Source organism: Halomonas colorata (genome assembly GCF_014897985.1).
In the GTDB taxonomy this organism is placed as follows: Bacteria; Pseudomonadota; Gammaproteobacteria; order Pseudomonadales; family Halomonadaceae; genus Vreelandella; species Vreelandella colorata.
In genome coordinates this window covers 62,718-83,074 of the sequence record NZ_JABUZA010000006.1, presented here as the reverse complement: position 1 = coordinate 83,074, position 20,357 = coordinate 62,718, and the positions used below count along the sequence as shown (strand labels likewise).

Below are 20,357 nucleotides of genomic sequence, written 5' to 3'. Positions count from 1 at the left end.
CTTAGAACAATCAACGATAAACGCGGTCCTAGAGCGTCGCGCTGCTTACTAAAGCAAGCGTACGCGGCAGGCCAAAAAAGCCTGCTTCTATATTAACCATGATGCTCTGGAAGACATGGACGCGCTCAATCTGGCTCTTTTCGATCTACTCAATTCGCCCCCCGACTCGCCTGCCTGGCTTGTGCTGATTGCCCACTGGTGCGCCTCGGATATTATCTTGCTGGTACCGGCGCTTCTCATCATCGGCTGGCTGTTCGGCGATGAAACGCTTAAACGTCCGCTACTGGAAGCATTCATTGCAACGGTGATGGCGTTAGCGGCAAGCTGGGCCATCGGCGCGCTGTGGCCCATGCCACGCCCTTTCATGGTGCCTATGGGCGAATACCTTCAGGTACATGCGGCCACGCCCGCCTTTCCCAGCAACCATCTGACGATCATGCTGACCATGGCTTTCAGTCTGACTCTGTTTGATGCCACCCGGCGTATCGGGCACTGTCTGTTATTACTTGCCCTGCCGGTCGCCTGGGCCAGAATCTTTCTGGGCATTCACTTTCCTCAGGACATGATAGGCGCGTTGATGCTTGCGCCGGTGGCGGCTGCACTTATCGGCCTTGGTCGCGCCTGGTTGGTTCTGCCGCTTTATGAGCGCGTTGTCATGCGCTGCTATCACCTGGTGTTTTCGCCGCTGATCAACCGCGGCTGGGTACGGCGTTAGGGCCGTACCCACGTCAAGCGCTAGGTATGGGAGAGAATCGATGTTGCAATGGTGAAGTAGATCAATACGCCCGTGGCATCGATCAACGTGGTTACCAAAGGTGCGGAGGCGGTAGCCGGATCGACCTTGAAGCGCTCAAGCACAAAGGGTAAGCACATTCCGATCAGGCTGCCAAACAGTACGATCGTTACCATGCTTAGTGCCACAATCATGGCCACTTCATTGCCGCCGCGTAAAATACCGATCGGGGTCACGGCAATCGCCATGGTGAGCCCTAACGAGCCAGCGACCAGCAGTTCTCGACCGAGCATTTTACTCCAATCTTTAACCCCTACATCGCCGGTTGCCATCCCGCGTACCATCAGCGTAGCGGCCTGAGCCCCCGCGTTACCGCCGCTGCCAATCAATAAAGGTAAGAAGAACACCAGCGCCACCTGGGCGGCAATAATATCTTCAAAGTAGGCAATACCCGCACCGGAAAACAGGTTGGCAAATACCAGTAATACCAGCCAAAAAACCCGCTTGCGATAAAGGCTCCACAGCCGTACACGGCTTACGCCATCTTCTAGCTGACCGATCGACATCCCTTTATGGAAATCCTCGGTGGCCTCAGACTCGGCAACATCCATGGCATCATCGTGGGTAACAATACCCACCATCCTGCCATCGTTATCAATCACCGGTAGTGCAAGCAAATCGTAACGCGCCACAATACGCGCCACTTCTTCCTGCTCTTCATCCACCGTGGTGCTGATCACATCCTTGATCATGATGTCATCAACCACCGCCCCAGGACGTGCAACCATCAGTTGGCGCAGTGACATCGTGCCAATCAACTCACCGTCACTGTCCAATATATACAGCTGATACACCGTTTCAGCGTCTGGGGCCGTTTGACGCACGCGCATCAGCGCTTGAGACACCGTCATGCCACTGGCTATGGCGACATAGTCAGAGGTCATAATGGCGCCGGCCGTTCCTTCTTCGTAACTGGCTAACCGTTTGAGGTCTTCACGCTCTTGGTGGGCCATACGCCGCAACAGCGCTTCGCGTCGGTCATCGCCCAGCAGGTTAAACAAATCGGCCCGCTCATCAGAGCCCATTTCTTCCAGCAGTTTAAGTACCTGGGTATCGCCTAATTCGCCAACGACTTCAAGCTGGCTTTCTCCAGGCAGGTAGCCCAGTACATTTGCCGCACGCTCGGTAGAAAGCACATCCAGAATCGATAGTGCCGCCTGCAGCTCTTCGTCTTCTTCGATCAGCTCTTCGAGCACTTCACCAATATCGGCGGAGCGAATTTCAGCTAATCGTTCGGAAAGCCGTTCCTTACTGGGTTCATCTTTGGCCAGCTCGTCGAGCAACTCGGCTTTTAGTTCCTGCAAGGTTTCATCATTCAATGCCATCGCTATCCTCCTACGTTGCTGACAACCATCATTCTACCAGACAAAAAAAACGCTCCTTAAACCCTAGCACGGGTTCAAGGAGCGTTTTATGAACGCTAAGTGCGTTTTTTAGCCTTTACCCGCTTTTTTGCGCAGCTGTTGAATCGTACGCAACTGGGCAACGGCTTCGGCAAGCTCTGCCGCCGCACGAGTATAGTCAAGCTCTGTTGACTTCTCGTTAAAGGCTTTCAATGCTTCTTTGCGCGCTTCTTCAGCGGCGGCCTCATTGAGGTCGCTGGCACGCGTAGCCGCATCAGCCAGGATCGTCACGACATCAGGCTGGACTTCCATAAAGCCGCCTGAGACAAAGAAGTTTTCTTCCTTGCCACCATCGTGGATCACCCGTACCGGACCCGGCTGAAGCTCGGTTAACAATGGAGCGTGACCTGGCAAAATCCCCAGGTCACCCATTTTTCCGGCAGCAACCACCATCTCAATCGTACCCGAGAAGATGGACTCTTCAGCGCTGACGATATTGCAAGTGAAGCTATTCGCCATAGCGAATCCCCCTAATGGACGGGATTACTTCTTCATCTGGTTGGCTTTCTCGACAGCTTCGTCGATGGAGCCGACCATGTAGAAGGCCTGTTCCGGCAAATCATCGTACTCACCTGCGAGAATGCCCTGGAAGCCACTAATCGTGTCTTTCAGTGAAACATACTTGCCGGGCGAGCCGGTGAATACCTCAGCCACGAAGAACGGCTGCGACAAGAAGCGCTGGATCTTACGCGCCCGGGAAACGGCCAGCTTGTCTTCATCAGACAGCTCGTCCATGCCCAGAATGGCGATAATATCCTTGAGTTCCTTGTAGCGCTGAAGAACGTTCTGCACACCGCGAGCGGTCGCATAGTGCTCTTCACCAACAACCAGCGGATCCAACTGACGTGAGGTAGAATCCAGCGGATCGATGGCCGGATAGATACCTAGTTCAGCGATAGAACGTGCCAGTACCACGGTCGCATCAAGGTGCGCGAAGGTGGTCGCAGGCGACGGATCCGTCAAGTCATCGGCCGGTACGTATACGGCCTGAACAGACGTGATAGAGCCTGTTTTGGTCGAGGTGATACGTTCCTGCAGAACACCCATCTCTTCGGCCAATGTCGGCTGGTAACCTACCGCTGACGGCATACGGCCAAGCAGTGCCGATACTTCGGTACCGGCCAGGGTGTAACGGTAAATGTTATCGACGAACAGTAGAACGTCACGGCCTTCATCACGGAATTTTTCAGCGATGGTCAGACCAGTCAGTGCCACGCGCAGACGGTTTCCCGGCGGCTCGTTCATCTGACCATAAACCAGCGATACCTTGTCGATAACGTTGGATTCGGTCATTTCATGATAGAAGTCGTTACCCTCACGCGTACGCTCACCCACACCGGCAAATACGGAATAGCCGCTGTGCTCGGTGGCGATGTTGCGGATAAGCTCCATCATGTTAACGGTTTTACCCACACCGGCGCCGCCGAACAGGCCGACTTTACCACCCTTGGCAAACGGGCAGACCAGGTCGATAACCTTGATACCGGTTTCCAGCAGCTCGTTGGAAGCTGCCTGGTCGGCATAGCTCGGTGCTTTACGGTGAATCGGCATACGCTCTTGCTCGCCGATCGGTCCTGCTTCATCGATCGGTTCGCCAAGCACGTTCATGATACGGCCCAGCGTTTCCTTACCCACGGGTACGGAAATCGCGGCACCGGTATTGATCACGTCCATGCTACGCTTCAAGCCCTCAGTGGAGCCCATTGCAATAGCACGAACCACGCCGTCGCCCAGCTGCTGCTGGACTTCTAAGATAGTCTCTTTCTCGGAGACCTTCAGCGCGTCGTAGACCTTGGGCACTGAGTCCCGCGGAAACTCTACGTCAATCACCGCGCCGATGATCTGTACGATACGTCCGCTCATCTTGGTTCCTCTCAAAAACCTGCAAATGAAACCTGTCTGCCGGAAGCCACTTGAATATCGGGCTTCCTAGGCGTTATACGGCTGAAGCGCCGCCGACGATCTCGGAAATTTCCTGGGTGATAGCAGCCTGGCGAGCCTTGTTATAGACCATCTCCAGATCATCAATCAGGTTGCCTGCGTTATCGGTGGCACTCTTCATAGCGATCATACGGGCTGCCTGTTCGCAGGCACCGTTTTCGACTACCGCCTGATACACCTGTGATTCGACGAAACGAACTAGCAGGCTATCAAGCAACGCCTTGGCATCCGGTTCATACAGGTAGTCCCAACTTCCGGGACGGGCGTCTTCTTCGTCGTGCTCACCGACACCCATATCGGGCGACAGCGGAAGAAGCTGACGAACCACCGGCCTCTGGGTCATGGTGTTAACGAATTCGTTATACACCACGAACAGGCGATCGAGTCGTCCTTCGTCGTACGCTTCGAGCATGACCTTGATACTTCCGATCAAACCCTCGACGGTCGGCTTCTCTCCCATACCACTTTTGGCTGCAATCAGGTTGCCGCCATAGTTACGGAAGAAAGCACCGGCCTTGGAGCCGAGGGCACAGAAGTCCAGTTCAGCGCCTTCCTGTTTCCAGGCCACGGCGTCTTTCACCACGGCTTTGAACAGGTTGACGTTTAACCCGCCACACAACCCACGGTCAGTAGAAACCACAATATAACCAACGCGCTTCACCTCGTTACGCTCGACCATATAGTCGTGCGTGTACTCAGGATTGGCGTTAGCCAGGTGGCCTACCACGTTACGGATCTGCTTGGCGTAAGGCTGGCTGGCCTTCATTAGATCTTGTGCTTTACGCATTTTCGATGCAGCCACCATTTCCATGGCGCTGGTGATCTTCTGCGTATTTTTGATGCTCCCAATCTGGGTGCGTATCTCTTTTGCAGCTGCCATAGCGATCTACCCTTCGTTCGTGGCTCTCAGAAAGTAGGCAAGCCCGCCCGCAGGCGGGCCAGACATTACCAGCTCTGAGTCGCCTTGAACTTCTCGAGACCCGACTTCATGCCGTCTTTAATCTCGTCGTTGTAGTCGCCGGTCTGGTTGATCTTGTCGAGCAGATCGCCGTGCTCGGACTTCATGTAATCGTGCAGGGCACGTTCGAAGTCCAACACTTTATCGACGCTCACGTCATCCAGGTAGCCTTCATTGGCGGCATACAGCGAGAGAGCCATTTCTGCCACAGACATCGGCGAGTACTGGTTCTGCTTCATCAGTTCGGTAACACGCTCACCGTGCTCGAGCTGCTTGCGCGTGGCTTCATCAAGGTCAGAGGCAAACTGCGAGAACGCCGCCAGTTCACGATACTGAGCCAGAGCCAGACGTACGCTACCACCCAGCTTCTTGATGATCTTGGTCTGCGCTGCACCACCTACACGAGAAACCGACAGGCCTGCGTTGATCGCCGGACGAATGCCGGAGTTGAACAGGTTGGTTTCCAGGAAGATCTGACCATCGGTGATCGAGATCACGTTGGTCGGAACGAACGCAGACACGTCGCCACCCTGGGTTTCGATGATCGGCAGCGCGGTTAAGGAACCGGTTTTGCCTGTCACTTCACCATTGGTGAACTTCTCAACGTAGTCGACGTTGACGCGTGCAGCACGCTCCAAAAGACGCGAGTGGAGATAGAACACGTCACCCGGGTAAGCTTCACGGCCCGGCGGACGACGTAGCAGCAGGGATACCTGACGGTAAGCCACAGCCTGCTTGGAGAGATCGTCATACACGATCATCGCGTCTTCGCCACGGTCACGGAAGTACTCGCCCATGGTGCAACCGGAATACGCAGAGAGGAACTGCATGGGGGCCGGATCGGCAGCACCAGCAGCAACGACGATGGTATGTTCCATCGCGCCATGTTCTTCGAGCTTGCGTACTATGTTGGCAATGGTCGACTGTTTCTGACCAATCGCCACGTAAACACAGGTAACACCTTTGCCTTTCTGGTTGATAATCGCATCGATAGCAATGGCCGACTTACCAATCTGACGGTCACCGATGATCAACTCACGCTGACCACGACCGATCGGCACCATAGAATCGATAGATTTCAGACCCGTTTGAATCGGTTCATCAACCGACTGACGGGTAATAACGCCCGGCGCCACTTTTTCTACGGCGTCGGTCATCTTGGCATTGATGTCGCCTTTGCCATCGATGGGGTTACCCAGCGCATCGACAACGCGGCCAATCAGCTCAGGACCTACCGGTACTTCAAGAATACGACCGGTACATTTCGCGGTCATGCCTTCTTCAAGCAGCAGGTAGTCGCCCAGGACAACGGCACCTACGGAGTCGCGCTCCAGGTTAAGTACCATGCCAAAGACGCTATTAGGAAATTCAATCATTTCACCAAACATTGCGTCTTCAAGGCCGTGAATTTTCACGATACCGTCAGAAACGCTAACAATGGTGCCCTGATTACGGGCTTCAGATGCGACGTCAAGCTTTTCAATACGCTGCTTGATGATGTCGCTGATCTCGGAAGGATTCAGTTGCTGCATGCCATGTCCCTCAGACTCAAGCGGTCAGCGCTTCGGAAAGGCGGTTCAATCGACCACGCACCGAACCGTCAATGACGGTATCACCGGCACGCAGGATGACACCGCCAATAAGCGACTTGTCTACCTGAGTAGTAATGGAGATTTCGCGATTCAGACGTTTCTTGAGCGCGTTTGCGAGCTTGGTCTGCTCTTCGGCCGTCAGCTCATAAGCTGACGTTACCATGACCTCTGTGCGCTGCTCATGTTCGGCACGTAAGTACTCGAACTGCTCAGCAATTGAGGCCAGTGACATCAAGCGACCCTGGTCTGCCAAAGTGTCCAAAAAGCGAGTTAACGTGTCGCTTTGCTGTTCTGGAAATAGATCCACCAGCAAGGCAACTTTCTTTTCGTTCTCAATTTTCGGACTGTTCAGCAGACGACGAACGTCGCTATCAGTCACGGCGGCGCCTAGAAAACCCAGCGCCTGCGACCAGCTATCAAGCGCGTCATTATCACGTGCGTGTTCAAACGCCGCCTTAGCGTAAGGACGAGCGACGGTATGTAGTTCCGCCATGATTCACCTCCTTACAGTTCAGCGGCTAGCTTATCAAGCAGCTCGCGATGCGCTTTCTCGTCGACAGAGGCTTCTAGAACACGCTCAGCGCCTACGATTGCCAGGTGGGATACCTGGGCACGCAGCTCTTCTTTCGCGCGGTTCACTTCTAGCTCAATCTCAGAACGTGCGCTCGCCATTAGGCGTTCGCCTTCAGCGCGGGCCTGCTCGCGGGCTTCTTCAATCATCTGAGCAGAACGTTTGTTGGCCTGTTCAAGAATCTGAGAAGCTTGCTCCTTGCTCTCACGCAGCGTTTGTTCTGCCCGTTCTTGAGCAAGCTCAAGATCACGGGTAGCACGGCTGGCTGCATCTAAACCATCAGCAATTTTTTTCTGACGCTCGTGGAGCGCGTTGCTGATCGGAGGCCACACGTACTTTATGCAAAACCAGACAAAGATCGCGAAGGCGATCGTCTGCCCGATAAGCGTCATGTTGATATTCACAGGGATGTACCTCTGACAAGTTCGTGGCGACCGGAGTCAAACAAAACCGAGCGGCTTATTCCCGCTCGGTGGTGCTGTCATTAACCGGCAACAACGAAAATCAGGTACATCGCAATACCAACACCGATCATCGGTACAGCATCCAGCAGACCTGCCATCAGGAAGGTTTTGGTTTGCAATTGATCGCTCATTTCCGGCTGACGCGCGGTAGATTCGATCAGTTTGCCGCCCAGGATGGCAAAGCCGATGCCGGTACCCAAGGCACCCATGCCGATCATGATCGAAGCAGCGATGTAGATAAGTTCCATGGTAATGCTCCTAGTTTTTCAAGTTTAAGTTTAAGGTTGAGGGTTAAGGGTTGTTGTCTTACAAACAGGGCTTACTTTAGTGATGCTCGTGCGCAGAACTCAGGTACACAACGGACAGCACAGTAAAGATGAATGCCTGCAGCGTAACGATCAGAATGTGGAAAATCGCCCACGGCACATCCAGCACCCAGATCGCCCAGAACGGCAGCATGGCGATAAGGATAAAGATAACTTCACCGGCAAACATGTTACCGAAAAGACGCATTGCTAGACTGAATGGCTTCACCAGCAAGGCGACAATTTCCAACAGTAGATTGAAGGGAATCAAAGCCCAGTGATTAAACGGTGTCAGAGACAGCTCTTTGGCAAAACCGCCAACGCCCTTCACCTTAAAGCTGTAGTAAAGGATTAGACAGAATACGCCCAATGCCAGACCCAGCGTGGCGTTAACGTCGGTGGTCGGTACAATTTTCATGTAATCCACACCAAGCTTGCTAAACAGCACCGGGCCATAGTCGACAGGTAATATCTTGAGCGTGTTCATGAACAGAATCCACACGAACAGCGTTAATGCCAGCGGTGCAATAATCGGGTTGTGTCCTTTAAAGGCCCCTTTTACCATGTCTTCAACAAACTCGAACACCATTTCAACCGCATTTTGCAGGCCGCCCGGTACGCCGGTTGTCGCGGCTTTACCTGCTTTACGAAACAGCCAGATAAACAGCAGCCCCATGGCAATTGACCAGCCCATGGTATCCAGGTGAATCGCCCAGAACCCCATATCGCTTGCTTCTTCTGCTGAATGTGCCAACGACCAGCCATTCACCGGGTGATGCCCAAACGTCAGGTTCTGCAAGTGGTGCTGGATATAATAAGTCGTCGAGACTTCGTTTCCTGCGGCCATAGAGATGTCACCTCAATCAAATTGTGCGATGTCGTCGCATAAGCCATGGAGCAAGGCCGTGCATCAGAACAATCGCCACATAAGCACTAAAGAAGAAAGCGGGGTTTGAGGGGGGCACTACCACAAACACTGCGCTAAACAGTGCCACCGTCAAACCGAACTTGCCTGCTTCGGCACGAAATAAATGAACACCGCTTCGTGATGTCCGCTTGCTGCTCAGTATGCCCATTCGCTGTATAAAAAAAGCCTGGGGTAGCAAGGCCACCAAAGCGCCTGTTGCTACGGAGAAGACGCCCGGCATGCGCGCTACTGGATAAGCCATCAATATTCCGGCAAGCGCTACCACAAGCTGTGCGGTAGTAAGCCGAATGACGTAAGCCTTCCGTCGCTGGGTTTCAACACGTTGTACCATTGCCCAGCACCCTGCTAGCGAACGATTGCCCAGAATGTTCTAAGCAACCTGCACAAATCTTGCGCGATTATAGGGAAGCGCTATCACACCTTCAACCGAAGTTGCGCGTATTTAACGCGTTTAGGTACAGTCTTGCTACCAAAGGGTGAAAAATAGCCGATTTTAGACGCTTTCTTTAATAAGCCTGCTATTTATCCTGCTACTTAATATGGGCTAAAATTCCATCCAGCTCATCAAGGCTCGTATAGCGAATGGTCACCTTGCCTTTGCCTTTGTTGCCGTGATCAATGGAAACCGGCGCACCGAGCAATTCGCCTAGCTGAGTCTCCAGGCGCGCCACGTCAGACGTTTTGTTGGCTCGGCTGGGCGTTTTAGGAACGCTTTGGCTGGTTTGGACTTTTTTAACCAGCGCTTCGGTCGCCCTTACCGTCAGGTCGTTATTCACCACTTCGTGAGCGACTTGACGCTGCTGCGCACTGGTCAAGGAAAGCAGCGCACGGGCATGGCCCATATCCAGATCGCCGCGCTCGAGCAGGGTTTGCACCTCGCCATCCAGCGCCAGTAGACGTAACAGGTTCGCGACCTGCGTGCGTGACTTGCCTACCGCGTCCGCGATTTGCTGTTGCGTTAGCTCGAACTCATCACCCAGGCGTTTAAGCGCCAGCGCTTCCTCAATCGCATTAAGGTTTTCGCGCTGAATGTTTTCAATAAGCGCCAACGCCAGGGCAACTTCATCGCTCACCTCACGAATAACCGCAGGGATCACATCAAGTTCGGCTAGCTGGGCGGCGCGCCAACGCCGTTCACCGGCAATAATCTCATAGCGGTTTTCGCCGATCGGACGCACCACAATAGGCTGCATTACGCCCTGGGCACGAATAGAATCGGCGAGCTCTTCAAGCGCTTCTGGCTGAATATCCCGCCGCGGCTGGTATTTGCCGCGCGTTAGCTGGCCAAGCGGCAGCCGCTCCAAACGCTCAGGTGCCACCTCTGTGGCTGCAGCCACAACAGTAACATCGTCGTGAGCCTCTAAAGCGGAGCCTCCGGTAAGTTCTAAACTGTCACGGCGACGGGCACCCGCACCAATTAGGGCATCCAGGCCACGTCCTAGCGCGCGTTTACGCGTCATTCGCTTTCCCTCGTACTTATCAATACGTTATAGCGATAACCGACGAATCATTTCTTTTGCCAGTACACGGTACGCCTGGCTGCCTCGTGAAAAGCGGGCATATTGCGTGACGGGCACCCCGTGACTTGGCGCTTCTGCCACCTTCACATTGCGCGGGATCGTCGTTTTAAGCAGCGCATCGCCAAAAAAGTCGCGCAGCTGTTTATCCACTTCCCGCGTCAGGCTTGTGCGCTTATCGTACATGGTGCGCAATATGCCAGCGACCGCCAAGTCAGGGTTCACGCTTTGCTTAATCTGCTCAACGGTATCCAGCAGCGCCGAGAGGCCTTCCAACGCATAGAACTCGCACTGGAGCGGAATAAGCACGCTGTCCGCCGCCGTGAGTGCATTGACGGTGAGCATGTTCAGCGAAGGTGGGCAGTCGATCAGCACCACATCGTAATTATCGGCCACTGAAGCCAGAGCCGTGGTAAGGCAGCTTTCGCGCTTATCCAGATCCAGCAGTTCGACTTCAGCCGCGGTCAGATCACCGTTTCCGGGTAGAACATCATAGTGAACCGGCAGTTGCCGCACGATAGTATCGGTAGCCGTCGCTTCACCCAGCAGGACATCCAGGACGCTTTTATCGAGTTCGTGCTTGTCGATCCCACTGCCCATACTGGCGTGACCTTGCGGATCAAGATCCACCAGCAGTACCCGACGGTCAAGCGCGGCAAGACTGGCAGCCAGGTTAACGGCCGAGGTGGTCTTGCCCACGCCGCCTTTTTGGTTGGTCAGGGCAATGATCTGGCTCACTTACTCAACTCCTTCCTGGGGTTCAGAATCAACGTTCAGAATCAACAGCTGTCGCTCGGCCGTTTCAAATGGGACTTTCAGCAGATGGCGCGTTTGCAACCGAATCCCGCTGGGTAGTTCTCGCAGTTCGTCGTCGGCGCCGGGGCCTTTCATGGCCAGCCATTGCCCATTGGCGGCAGGCAACTCGCGGGTCAACGTTACAAAGTCTACTAAGCTTGCAAACGCCCGGGAAATCACTTGATCAAACGCTTGGTCTTTAAACTGCTCCACGCGTGCCTGGCTCGCGGTCACGTTTTCCAGGCCAAGCTCCATTATGGCTTGACGCTGAAAACGGACTTTTTTGCCATTGCTGTCCACCAGGGTAACCGCTAAGGCCGGGTTAAGAATGGCCAATACGATACCCGGAAGGCCAGGTCCAGCACCAACATCAAGCAGCGTCGGGCCCTGTACATAGGGTGCTACGGCGGCGCTATCCAGCACGTGACGTGAAACCATCTCGTCAACCTCACGGACTGCCGTGAGGTTATAAGCCTTGTTCCACTTGTGCAATAGCGCGACAAACCCCAACAGCTGCTCGCGCTGGTGCGTCGTAACGGTTAAACCAAGCTGCGCTAACCCATCGTCTAACCGCTTGGCAGCGCTTGCTGGCAGGCTATTCAGCAGTCCCGTTATCCCACTCATCCGTTAGCTACCTCGGGTGATGCTATGAGGCGACGCTTTTTAAGATGCACCAGCAGGATAGAGACGGCAGCCGGCGTTACGCCGGAAATACGCGCCGCCTGGGCAAGCGTCTCGGGCCGAACATCGGTCAGCTTCTGACGAATCTCGTTGGAAAGCCCTTCCACCCGCTGATAATCCAGATCGGCTGGCAGCGGCATTGCTTCATGGCGCTTAAGCTTATCAATCTCATCCTGCTGGCGTCCGATATAGCCGTCGTACTTCGCCTGAATCTGCACCTGCTCGGCCACAGCTTCATCATGAATAAGCGCATTTTCCAGGCCCGGCAGATCGGCCAGATCCGCGTAATTTAGCTCCGGGCGTTTGAGAAGGTCACTCAAACGGTATTCCCGCGAAAGCGGCTTGCCGGTTTTTTCGGCTATTTTTGCCGCGGCCGGGCTACTTGGCTGTACCCAAGTACTGGCTAAACGAGCCGTTTCCAACGCAATCGCTTCACGCTTTTGACTAAACGCGCTCCAGCGCAGGTCATCGACCAAGCCGAGTTCGCGGCCTTTTTCCGTCAGACGTAAATCGGCGTTATCTTCACGTAGCAACAAGCGATATTCCGCCCGCGATGTAAACATGCGATAGGGCTCTTTGGTACCCATGGTGATCAAATCATCCACCAGCACGCCAAGGTACGCTTCGTCGCGGCGTGGGTACCAGGTTTCCAGCTGCTTGGCCCGGCGTGCGGCGTTTAGCCCGGCAAGAAGCCCTTGCGCGCCCGCTTCTTCGTAACCCGTCGTGCCGTTAATCTGGCCGGCAAAAAACAGGTTGTGGATAAATTTGGTTTCCAGCGAGTGTTTTAAGTCCCGCGGATCAAAGAAATCGTACTCAATGGCGTAGCCAGGGCGCGTAATGTGCGCGTTTTCCAAGCCTTTGATCGAGCGAACCACCTGCAGCTGTATATCAAACGGCAGCGAGGTCGAGATACCGTTGGGATAGAGCTCGTGAGTGTCCAGGCCTTCCGGTTCAATAAATACCTGATGGCTCGATTTATCGGCAAACCGATGAACTTTGTCTTCAATCGACGGGCAGTAGCGCGGGCCAACCCCTGCGATCACGCCGGAATACATGGGTGAGCGGTCAAGGTTCGCCAAAATGATTTCATGAGTGCGCTCATTGGTGTGCGCAATATGGCAACTGACCTGCTGAGGATGCATGTCCCGCGAGCCAAGATACGACATTATCGGCGTTGGCGTATCGCCTGGCTGCTCTTCAAGCTGGGCAAAATCCACGCTCTTGGCGTCAATTCGCGGTGGCGTGCCGGTTTTCAACCGGTCAACGCGAAACGGTAAAGCACGTAGACGCTCGGCCAGAGCATTCGAGGGCGGATCACCTGCCCGGCCACCGCGGCTTTGATCCAAACCAATATGAATCACACCGCCTAAAAACGTCCCCGTGGATAGCACTACCGATTCGGCATAAAAACGAATGCCGGTTTCAGTAACCACACCACGTACCGTGTCGTTATCCACAACCAGGTCGCCAGCCGCTTGCTGAAAAATCGTTAAGTTTGGCTGGTTTTCCAACATACCGCGGATCGCTGCTTTGTAGCGTACACGATCCGCTTGAGCACGTGTGGCACGCACTGCAGGCCCTTTTCGAGCGTTAAGCACCCGAAACTGAATACCGCCCAAATCCGTGGCAAGCCCCATCGCCCCGCCTAGCGCATCGATTTCTTTAACCAAATGGCTTTTGCCAATGCCGCCAATGGCAGGGTTACACGACATCTGACCCAAGGTCTCGATGTTGTGAGTGAGCAGTAGGGTCTGACAGCCCATACGAGCAGAGGCCAATGCGGCTTCGGTTCCCGCATGGCCACCGCCGATGACAATCACGTCAAAGCGGTCGGGGTAATTCAAGAGACACCTCGTCTTGCGCCTGTTGGCACGAATGATGTGACCAATGTCGTCAGTTTTTCCGACATAGCCACGGTAGTTCAATAAGCCGGGCAGTATAAACCCCCTGTGGGTAACCGTCAGGTTTTTCCACACCTCGATTCATTAACGGACCTCTATTAATAACAACATAAAAATAAAATAAGAGAAGTTCTGTTAATGTTGTTACTACTGGTGTGGACAGTTTCTGTGCATAACTTACTTATATTTATTAATATCATTCACTTAAAATGTTGACCTTTACGTGGTTAAGCAGCGTATTGCCTGCGTAGAAGCGGTGTCTCACCTGTGGATGAAATAGCTACTTACCCACAGCCTGCCAAAAACACGGGTTATCCACCTCCCCATACCGGGCTTGTTACCGCACCTGTGAACATGTCACTTAACCACATGGCAAAGCGATGAGAAACGCTGTTTATCAGCGTTTCAGCGTCAAAGAGACAATTAAAATAAAAAGTTTATCCACAGGGCAAAAAAATGGCCTGTCGCAATGACAGGCCATTAAAAAGTACGTTTGAGTCGATAATTTATTCAGATTTAGTGCTTGAGCACCCGGGCTAGAAACGATTGGGTGCGTTCATGTTGAGGGGCATCAAAGAGCTGTTCCGGCGTTCCCTGCTCAGCAATAACGCCTTTATGAATAAAGATAATCCGGTCGGCCACTTCGCGTGCGAAGCCCATTTCATGGGTAACAATCACCATGGTCATACCTTCTTTGGCAAGCTCGCGCATGGCATCGAGTACTTCCCCTATCATCTCGGGGTCAAGCGCCGAGGTAGGCTCGTCAAACAGCATTAGCCGGGGTTCCATGGCCAAGGCTCGGGCAAGCGCAACGCGCTGTTGCTGGCCGCCTGAGAGCTGGCTGGGATACTTATCGGCCTGATCGGCAATACCCACCCGATCAAGCAGGCGTTTTGCGGTAGCCACCGCATCGCTTCGGCTCCAGCCACGCACTTTCATCGGCGCCAAAGTGATATTGTCGATAACGCTTAGATGAGGAAACAGATTGAACTGCTGGAACACCATGCCGACTTCCGTACGGATGGTTTGCAGTGCTTTACTGCTTTTACCGTCGGGTTTTAGCGTATTGCCATCAACGCTTAAGGTGCCTGATTGAAACTCTTCCAGACCGTTAATACAGCGAATCAGTGTTGATTTACCTGACCCGCTGGCGCCAATCACCACAACGACTTCGCCAGGAACAATCTCAAGGTCAATATCATTGAGTACATGCAGGCTGCCAAAGTGTTTGTTCAGCTTCTGCATACGCACAATTGGTTGCACTGTAGGTGACATTGTATCGGTCATTGTACGTGTCCTTATTGGCCGGCAATGCCGCGGCTCTCAAGCTGGCGCAGAATAATGGAAAGGGTCCAGGTGATCGCCAGATACATCAGCGCGACCATAAAATAGACCTCGAGGGCGGTAAACGTCGTGGCAATATAGATCTGCCCTTGACGCACCAGCTCACCTACCCCTATCACCGAGAATAGCGATGTGTCCTTGATACTGATGATGCCCTGATTACCCAGCGGTGGAATCATGCGCCGAAACGCCTGCGGCCAGATTACGTAGCGAAACGCCTGGGTGCGGGAAAGCCCGAGCGACAGCGAGGCTTCACGCTGGCCGCGCTCAATTGACTGCACGCCGCCGCGCACGATTTCGGAAATATACGCGCCTGAGTTCACCGCAATGGCCGCGATACCTGCGACCAGCGCATTGATGGGACTACCCAGCAGCTGGGGCAGGCCATAAAAGATAAACAGCACCTGCACAAGGATCGGCGTGCCGCGAAATATTTCTATATAGCAAATCGCAAGCCAGCGTAACCAGCGGATAGGGCTGATCCTCAGCAAGCCAAAAAAGATGCCGATAAAAAAGCCAAACGCCAGGCCACCAAAGGAAATCAGCAGCGTCCAGGGGATGCCGGGTAACAGGTAGGGGATCGACGCAAACGCTGCCGACCAGTCAAACTGAAAATCGAAGTCCACGCGTTATCTCCAAAAAGGAAAAAGCGACATTACAACGGCACAGGGCCGGGGGAATGGCCGCCCGGCCCTGTGATGAGGGATAGCAAAGTGAGATTAGCGACTCACTTAGTCTTCGCTGGGCGCATCGTCTTCACTGGGCGCTTCACCGAACCACTTGGCGTAGATTTCGTCGTAAGTACCGTCTTCGCGCATGGCAGCAAGCGCTTCGTTAGCCGGCGCTACCCATTCGCTACCCTTATGGAAAACAATGCCGTACTGCTGGCCTTCGTAAAGCGGGCCAACCACTTTGGTGCGGCCTTCACCACGGGTTTGCGAGAAGTAAGCAACGTTGGGGGAGTCATAGAGCACGGCGTCGACGTTGCGACCCAGTAGCGCCATGTACATGTCGGCAGTGCCAGGGTAAGGCGTAATATCGGCGTCTTCACCCAGTTCCTGCTGCAGGAAGTCATAACTGGTGGAGCCGATCTTAGTGCCAATGGTCAGATCTTGAAGGTCTTCAAGTGAAGAGACCTCTTCGTTATCAGCGCGGACAATGATCTGCAGGCCGGAGTCATAGTAGGGATCGGTAAAATCGACAATTTGAGCGCGTTCATCGGTAATTGTAATACCGGCAATAGCGACTTCCTGGCTGCCAGTCTGTACAGCCGGAATAATGCCGGAGAATTCCATCGTGGTCAGATTAACTTCAAAACCGGCCCGGTCGGCGATTTCGTTGATGATATCCATATCGAAACCGACCATTTCACCGGTTTCGGGGTCCATCATTTCAAACGGAACGAAGCTTGGATCGGTGGCTACATTGACGGATGGCGTTTGGGCCATGGCGACAGTAGTGCTGCCTAAACCCAAGGCTATGGCCGAAGCAATCGCTGTTTTCGTTAGTATGGATTTCATTTGTTTCCCCGTGTTTTATAGCTCTTGTGAGGCGTTTTAAAGAAGCTGAGCTCTCTTTATAGCGCCATATGAGCGGTTATTGACCTATCAACCTTGGCGAGAAACCGGCAAGGCGTCAAGTCACGAGGAGTCCTTACTACCAACGCAAGCAGGCGATAGCTAGACCATAAACGAAGCGCCGCACCCGCAAGTTGTCGTGGCATTGGGATTTTGAATACGAAAACGTGCGCCAGCGAGGCCTTCTTCGTAATCCACCGTGGAGCCCACCAGATACTGGTAAGACAGGGGGTCAACCACCAGGGTGGCCTTACCAAACTCGATGAGCGTGTCGTCTTCGGCGACATTATCAGCGAAATCGAATCCGTACTGAAAACCTGAGCAGCCGCCGCCAGTTACGTAGACACGCAGTTTCAGGGCGGGATTTTTTTCTTCATCCATCAGAGCACTAATACGCTTACGTGCACTATCGGACAGCATTAAAGGGGTTGGAACAAAAGCTTCTGCACCGCTCATGGGTACCTCCCGCGAGCTTAAAGAACGAATAATCGGCATTGGGGGGTAATTATGGGTAATTCCCAGCAAAATGGTCAACTATTGTGTTGGCATATCAACAGAGGACAACCAGATGTTGCCCTCTGCAAGGGTCGCTAGCTCATAACATATGAGCTCTTGCGTTTAAGGCATCAGCGCTGGGGCCGTGAGGCCCATGGTTTCATCGAAACCAAACATCAGGTTGAGGTTTTGAATAGCCTGACCTGAGGCGCCTTTCACCAGGTTATCGATAACCGACAGTACCACCACCGTATTGCTGTTTTCAGGGCGATGGACGGCTAAGCGACAGGTATTGATGCCTTTTACGCTGCGCGTTTCGGGGTGGCTACCCGCAGGCATCACGTCAACGAAGGGCTCGTTTGCATAGCGCTGCTCAAAAAGCGCCTGAAGATCGTCAGTCGTGGTCGTAAGCTGGCTATAAAGCGTGGCATGAATGCCCCGAATCATGGGGGTTAGATGCGGCACGAAGGTCAAGCCCACTGGGTTTGCCTGCATATCACTAAGGCCCTGGCGAATCTCAGGCAAGTGACGATGCCCTGAAGCGCCGTAAGCCTTGAATGACTCGCTGGCTTCCGCAAGTAGCGAAGGCACTTTGGCTCCGCGTCCTGCACCTGTAACCCCGGATTTACAGTCGGCAATCAACTGCTGAGAATCAATCAGGCCCGCTTCCAGCAGTGGCAGATAGCCCAGCTGTACGGCGGTTGGATAGCAGCCGGGAACGGCAATCAAGCGCGCCGTCTTGATTTGTTCACGGTGCATTTCAGGCAAGCCGTAAACCGCCTCTTCAAGCAGTGAAGGCGCGCCGTGGGGCTGGCCGTACCACTGGCTCCATACGTCAGCATCGCGCAGCCGGAAATCGGCGGATAAATCGATAATCCGCGTGCCTTTTTCTAAAAGCTCACCGGCTAACGCGTGGGCAACGCCGTGAGGAGTAGCGAAAAATACCGCATCCAGAGCGCCCAGTTGCTTAGCATCCGGCTCACTAAAGGCCAACGTGTCGTAGTGGCCGCGCAGGTTGGGGTACATATCGCACACTTTTACCCCTGCTTCTGAGCGCGAGGTAATTGCTTCAACGCTGACGTTAGGGTGCTGGGCGAGTAACCGCAGTAGTTCAACGCCGGTGTAACCCGTACCGCCGACAATGCCGACCTTAATCACAAATCGCTCCTTGCGAGTTTCGCATTTGGGACATGTTAATAATTAACAGCCTAAACAGATTGCTGCAGGCTGTCGAAGTGTATCCGGCTATGATACACAAGAGGACTACAACACAAGAGCAAAGGAAGGTCGTCGTGGCGCGTTTTTCCCGGTCTGATTTTACCCTAGAGAGTTTTCGCCGCCAGTTGGCCAATGTCGATGCGTTGCCGCAGCTGTGCGTACTGGGGTTAGCATCCGGGGTGATTACGGGCGCCGTGATGGTTGCCTTTCGACTGTTGCTCGAAGCGGGCGCCGTACTTTATATGCCGGGAGGCAATCCAGAAGCGTTCGAGGGACTGCCCCCCTGGTTACGTTCCCTGCTGCCGCTTGTGGCAGTCGGCTTGATTGGCGTGCTGCTTTACCGACAAAAAGCTACCGCCCAGAAAATGGGGGTAGGCCACGTTATTGAACGCCTTTCTTACCATCAGGGGCGTTTTCCGCTTCGCAACTGGTTAAATCAGTGGTGGGTGGGCGTGGTATCGGTCCTGGGGGGGCTTTCAGCAGGTCGGGAGGGCCCGGCCATTCATCTGGGGGCAGCGGCCTCAAGCGGGTTAGGGGTCAAGCTTCGCTTACCCAATAACAGCCTGCGTGTACTGGTCGCCTGTGGTACCGCCGCGGGGATATCTGCCTCATTCAATACGCCGATTGCCGGTGTCATCTTTGCCATGGAAGTGGTGATGATGGAATACACCTTGATGAGCTTTATGCCGGTGATACTAGCCTCCACCATGGGCGCGCTGGTTGCTCAAGTGGTTTACGGCAATGAACCGGCTTTCCGTATTCCTGAAATGGCGCTAGGTTCATTGATGAATTTGCCCTGGGTGATCATCCTCGGGCTGGTCGTGGGCCTGCTGGCCGGGCTGTTTATTCATATTGCACGTAATCAGCGCATACAAGCGTTGCCTTTATGGCTGCGTCTGGGCGCCGTTGGGGTGTCGACTGCGGTAGTGGCGTGGTGGTTTCCGCAAATTCAGGGAATCGGCTATGACAGCGTGGCTGCTGCCCTGAATAACCAGTTGGAAATCAACGTACTGATAGCGCTCATAATTGCCAAGCTATTGATTACGGCACTCACTGTCGCTGGCGGGGTACCCATCGGGATTATTGGGCCTACGCTGGTGATAGGGGCCGCGACCGGTGCCTTGGGCGGCATGCTAGGAGGATTTCTCTGGCCCGACAAAGCGGCGGACCCGGGCATTTACGCCATGTTAGGAATGGCCGCTATGATGGGGGCCGTTTTGCAAGCGCCGTTGGCTGCGCTAATGGCCCTGCTAGAGCTTACCCATACTTCCAATATTATACTGCCGGGCATGCTGGTGGTTGTCGTTGCCTGCTTGACGTCGCGCCAGCTTACTGGCTGCGAAGGCTTTTTTATCAGCGCCGTGCGCTATGGATTACACCCACTTCAACAGCCTCTGATGCAAGCGCTGTCACGCGTATCGGTACCGGCAGTGATGGAGCGCAGCCTGGTGCGCACAGAACGTATGATAACGCCCGACCAGGCGCGAAAGCTTCTGGAAAACAATCCTGTCTGGCTTATCATTGAGCGCTCAAGTGACGAAAAAACCGTGCTCGCCTTAAAAGCCGCCACATTGGCGCGCTGGCTGCTGGAACACGATGAAGCGTTAGACGGTAAAGCGCCCCCTGATGATGAGCTGGTAGATTTGCTGGAAATCCCTGGTCAGCGATTGGAGCTTGCGCCGATTGGCCTGCAGGCGACGCTTTCTGAGGCGTTTTTAAAACTTCAGGATGATGCCTTGGGAGCACTTTATGTTGTGCATGGTTATCGACCAAAGCAGCAACGGATTTCAGGTATCATCACCCGCGGCGCCATTGAGCGTTACTATTACTACGCCGACCCGAAAGATAATGATTCACCCGTATAAGGAGAGACA

The 20,357-nt window shown here is 54.0% G+C and carries 21 protein-coding genes; 2 read left to right on the top strand and 19 right to left on the bottom strand.

Features of this window, described 5'->3' with window-relative positions; translation table 11 throughout:
* Positions 1-115 precede the first annotated feature (115 nt).
* On the top strand, positions 116-715 hold the full coding sequence (locus INT33_RS05035; protein ID WP_193091279.1) for a phosphatase PAP2 family protein: 600 nt from the start codon (positions 116-118) through the stop codon (positions 713-715).
* Positions 716-735: 20 nt separating this feature from the next.
* On the opposite strand, the gene mgtE is transcribed toward INT33_RS05035, so the two are convergent.
* The 19 genes from mgtE to argC all read right to left on the bottom strand — a co-directional run bounded on the left by mgtE (position 736) and on the right by argC (position 18,423).
* Positions 736-2,118 (bottom strand): magnesium transporter, encoded by a 1,383-nt coding sequence (mgtE, locus tag INT33_RS05030; RefSeq protein WP_192536784.1) that lies wholly within the window; start codon positions 2,116-2,118, stop codon positions 736-738.
* 108 nt (positions 2,119-2,226) lie between these two features.
* A complete protein-coding gene (locus INT33_RS05025; protein WP_192536783.1) occupies positions 2,227-2,655 on the bottom strand; it encodes a F0F1 ATP synthase subunit epsilon in 429 nt (142 codons plus the stop codon).
* A 24-nt stretch (positions 2,656-2,679) separates the two neighbouring features.
* Positions 2,680-4,059, bottom strand: coding sequence for a F0F1 ATP synthase subunit beta (gene atpD, locus INT33_RS05020; protein ID WP_192536782.1), 1,380 nt, complete (start codon positions 4,057-4,059; stop codon positions 2,680-2,682).
* A 73-nt stretch (positions 4,060-4,132) separates the two neighbouring features.
* A complete protein-coding gene (gene atpG, locus INT33_RS05015) occupies positions 4,133-5,017 on the bottom strand; it encodes a F0F1 ATP synthase subunit gamma (RefSeq protein ID WP_018918436.1) in 885 nt (294 codons plus the stop codon).
* Positions 5,018-5,082: 65 nt separating this feature from the next.
* Entirely contained in the window at positions 5,083-6,627 is a 1,545-nt protein-coding gene (atpA, locus tag INT33_RS05010; protein WP_192536781.1) for a F0F1 ATP synthase subunit alpha, read from the bottom strand.
* A gap of 16 nt (positions 6,628-6,643) precedes the next feature.
* Positions 6,644-7,180: a F0F1 ATP synthase subunit delta gene (locus INT33_RS05005; protein WP_192536780.1), complete on the bottom strand. Its 537-nt coding sequence runs from the start codon at positions 7,178-7,180 to the stop codon at positions 6,644-6,646.
* 11 nt (positions 7,181-7,191) lie between these two features.
* A complete protein-coding gene (locus tag INT33_RS05000; RefSeq protein WP_106374612.1) occupies positions 7,192-7,662 on the bottom strand; it encodes a F0F1 ATP synthase subunit B in 471 nt (156 codons plus the stop codon).
* An 80-nt stretch (positions 7,663-7,742) separates the two neighbouring features.
* Positions 7,743-7,970, bottom strand: a complete 228-nt coding sequence (gene atpE, locus INT33_RS04995) for a F0F1 ATP synthase subunit C (protein WP_192536779.1) — start codon at positions 7,968-7,970, stop codon at positions 7,743-7,745.
* A 76-nt stretch (positions 7,971-8,046) separates the two neighbouring features.
* Positions 8,047-8,874, bottom strand: coding sequence for a F0F1 ATP synthase subunit A (atpB, locus tag INT33_RS04990; protein ID WP_192536778.1), 828 nt, complete (start codon positions 8,872-8,874; stop codon positions 8,047-8,049).
* A gap of 16 nt (positions 8,875-8,890) precedes the next feature.
* Positions 8,891-9,286: an ATP synthase subunit I gene (locus tag INT33_RS04985; RefSeq protein ID WP_192536777.1), complete on the bottom strand. Its 396-nt coding sequence runs from the start codon at positions 9,284-9,286 to the stop codon at positions 8,891-8,893.
* A gap of 199 nt (positions 9,287-9,485) precedes the next feature.
* Positions 9,486-10,415 (bottom strand): ParB/RepB/Spo0J family partition protein, encoded by a 930-nt coding sequence (locus INT33_RS04980; protein ID WP_193091278.1) that lies wholly within the window; start codon positions 10,413-10,415, stop codon positions 9,486-9,488.
* Positions 10,416-10,442: 27 nt separating this feature from the next.
* The gene (locus tag INT33_RS04975) at positions 10,443-11,210 is read right to left on the bottom strand and encodes a ParA family protein (RefSeq protein WP_193091277.1); all 768 of its coding nucleotides are present in this window, start codon (positions 11,208-11,210) and stop codon (positions 10,443-10,445) included.
* Complete coding sequence (rsmG, locus tag INT33_RS04970; RefSeq protein WP_193091276.1) at positions 11,211-11,891, bottom strand: 16S rRNA (guanine(527)-N(7))-methyltransferase RsmG; 681 nt, start codon at positions 11,889-11,891, stop codon at positions 11,211-11,213. It abuts the gene before it with no gap.
* Positions 11,888-13,792 (bottom strand): tRNA uridine-5-carboxymethylaminomethyl(34) synthesis enzyme MnmG, encoded by a 1,905-nt coding sequence (gene mnmG, locus INT33_RS04965; RefSeq protein WP_193091275.1) that lies wholly within the window; start codon positions 13,790-13,792, stop codon positions 11,888-11,890. Before mnmG ends, rsmG begins: the two co-directional genes overlap by 4 nt.
* Positions 13,793-14,365: 573 nt before the next feature.
* Positions 14,366-15,124: an amino acid ABC transporter ATP-binding protein gene (locus INT33_RS04960; RefSeq protein ID WP_225736023.1), complete on the bottom strand. Its 759-nt coding sequence runs from the start codon at positions 15,122-15,124 to the stop codon at positions 14,366-14,368.
* A gap of 23 nt (positions 15,125-15,147) precedes the next feature.
* Positions 15,148-15,819: an amino acid ABC transporter permease gene (locus INT33_RS04955; protein WP_018918424.1), complete on the bottom strand. Its 672-nt coding sequence runs from the start codon at positions 15,817-15,819 to the stop codon at positions 15,148-15,150.
* 105 nt (positions 15,820-15,924) lie between these two features.
* A complete protein-coding gene (locus INT33_RS04950) occupies positions 15,925-16,713 on the bottom strand; it encodes a transporter substrate-binding domain-containing protein (protein WP_193091274.1) in 789 nt (262 codons plus the stop codon).
* A gap of 159 nt (positions 16,714-16,872) precedes the next feature.
* A complete protein-coding gene (erpA, locus tag INT33_RS04945; RefSeq protein WP_192536771.1) occupies positions 16,873-17,226 on the bottom strand; it encodes an iron-sulfur cluster insertion protein ErpA in 354 nt (117 codons plus the stop codon).
* Positions 17,227-17,388: 162 nt separating this feature from the next.
* Entirely contained in the window at positions 17,389-18,423 is a 1,035-nt protein-coding gene (gene argC, locus INT33_RS04940) for an N-acetyl-gamma-glutamyl-phosphate reductase (RefSeq protein ID WP_193091273.1), read from the bottom strand.
* A 134-nt stretch (positions 18,424-18,557) separates the two neighbouring features.
* Between argC and INT33_RS04935 the strand changes: the two genes are divergently transcribed.
* Positions 18,558-20,348, top strand: a complete 1,791-nt coding sequence (locus INT33_RS04935; protein WP_193091272.1) for a chloride channel protein — start codon at positions 18,558-18,560, stop codon at positions 20,346-20,348.
* Positions 20,349-20,357 lie beyond the last annotated feature (9 nt).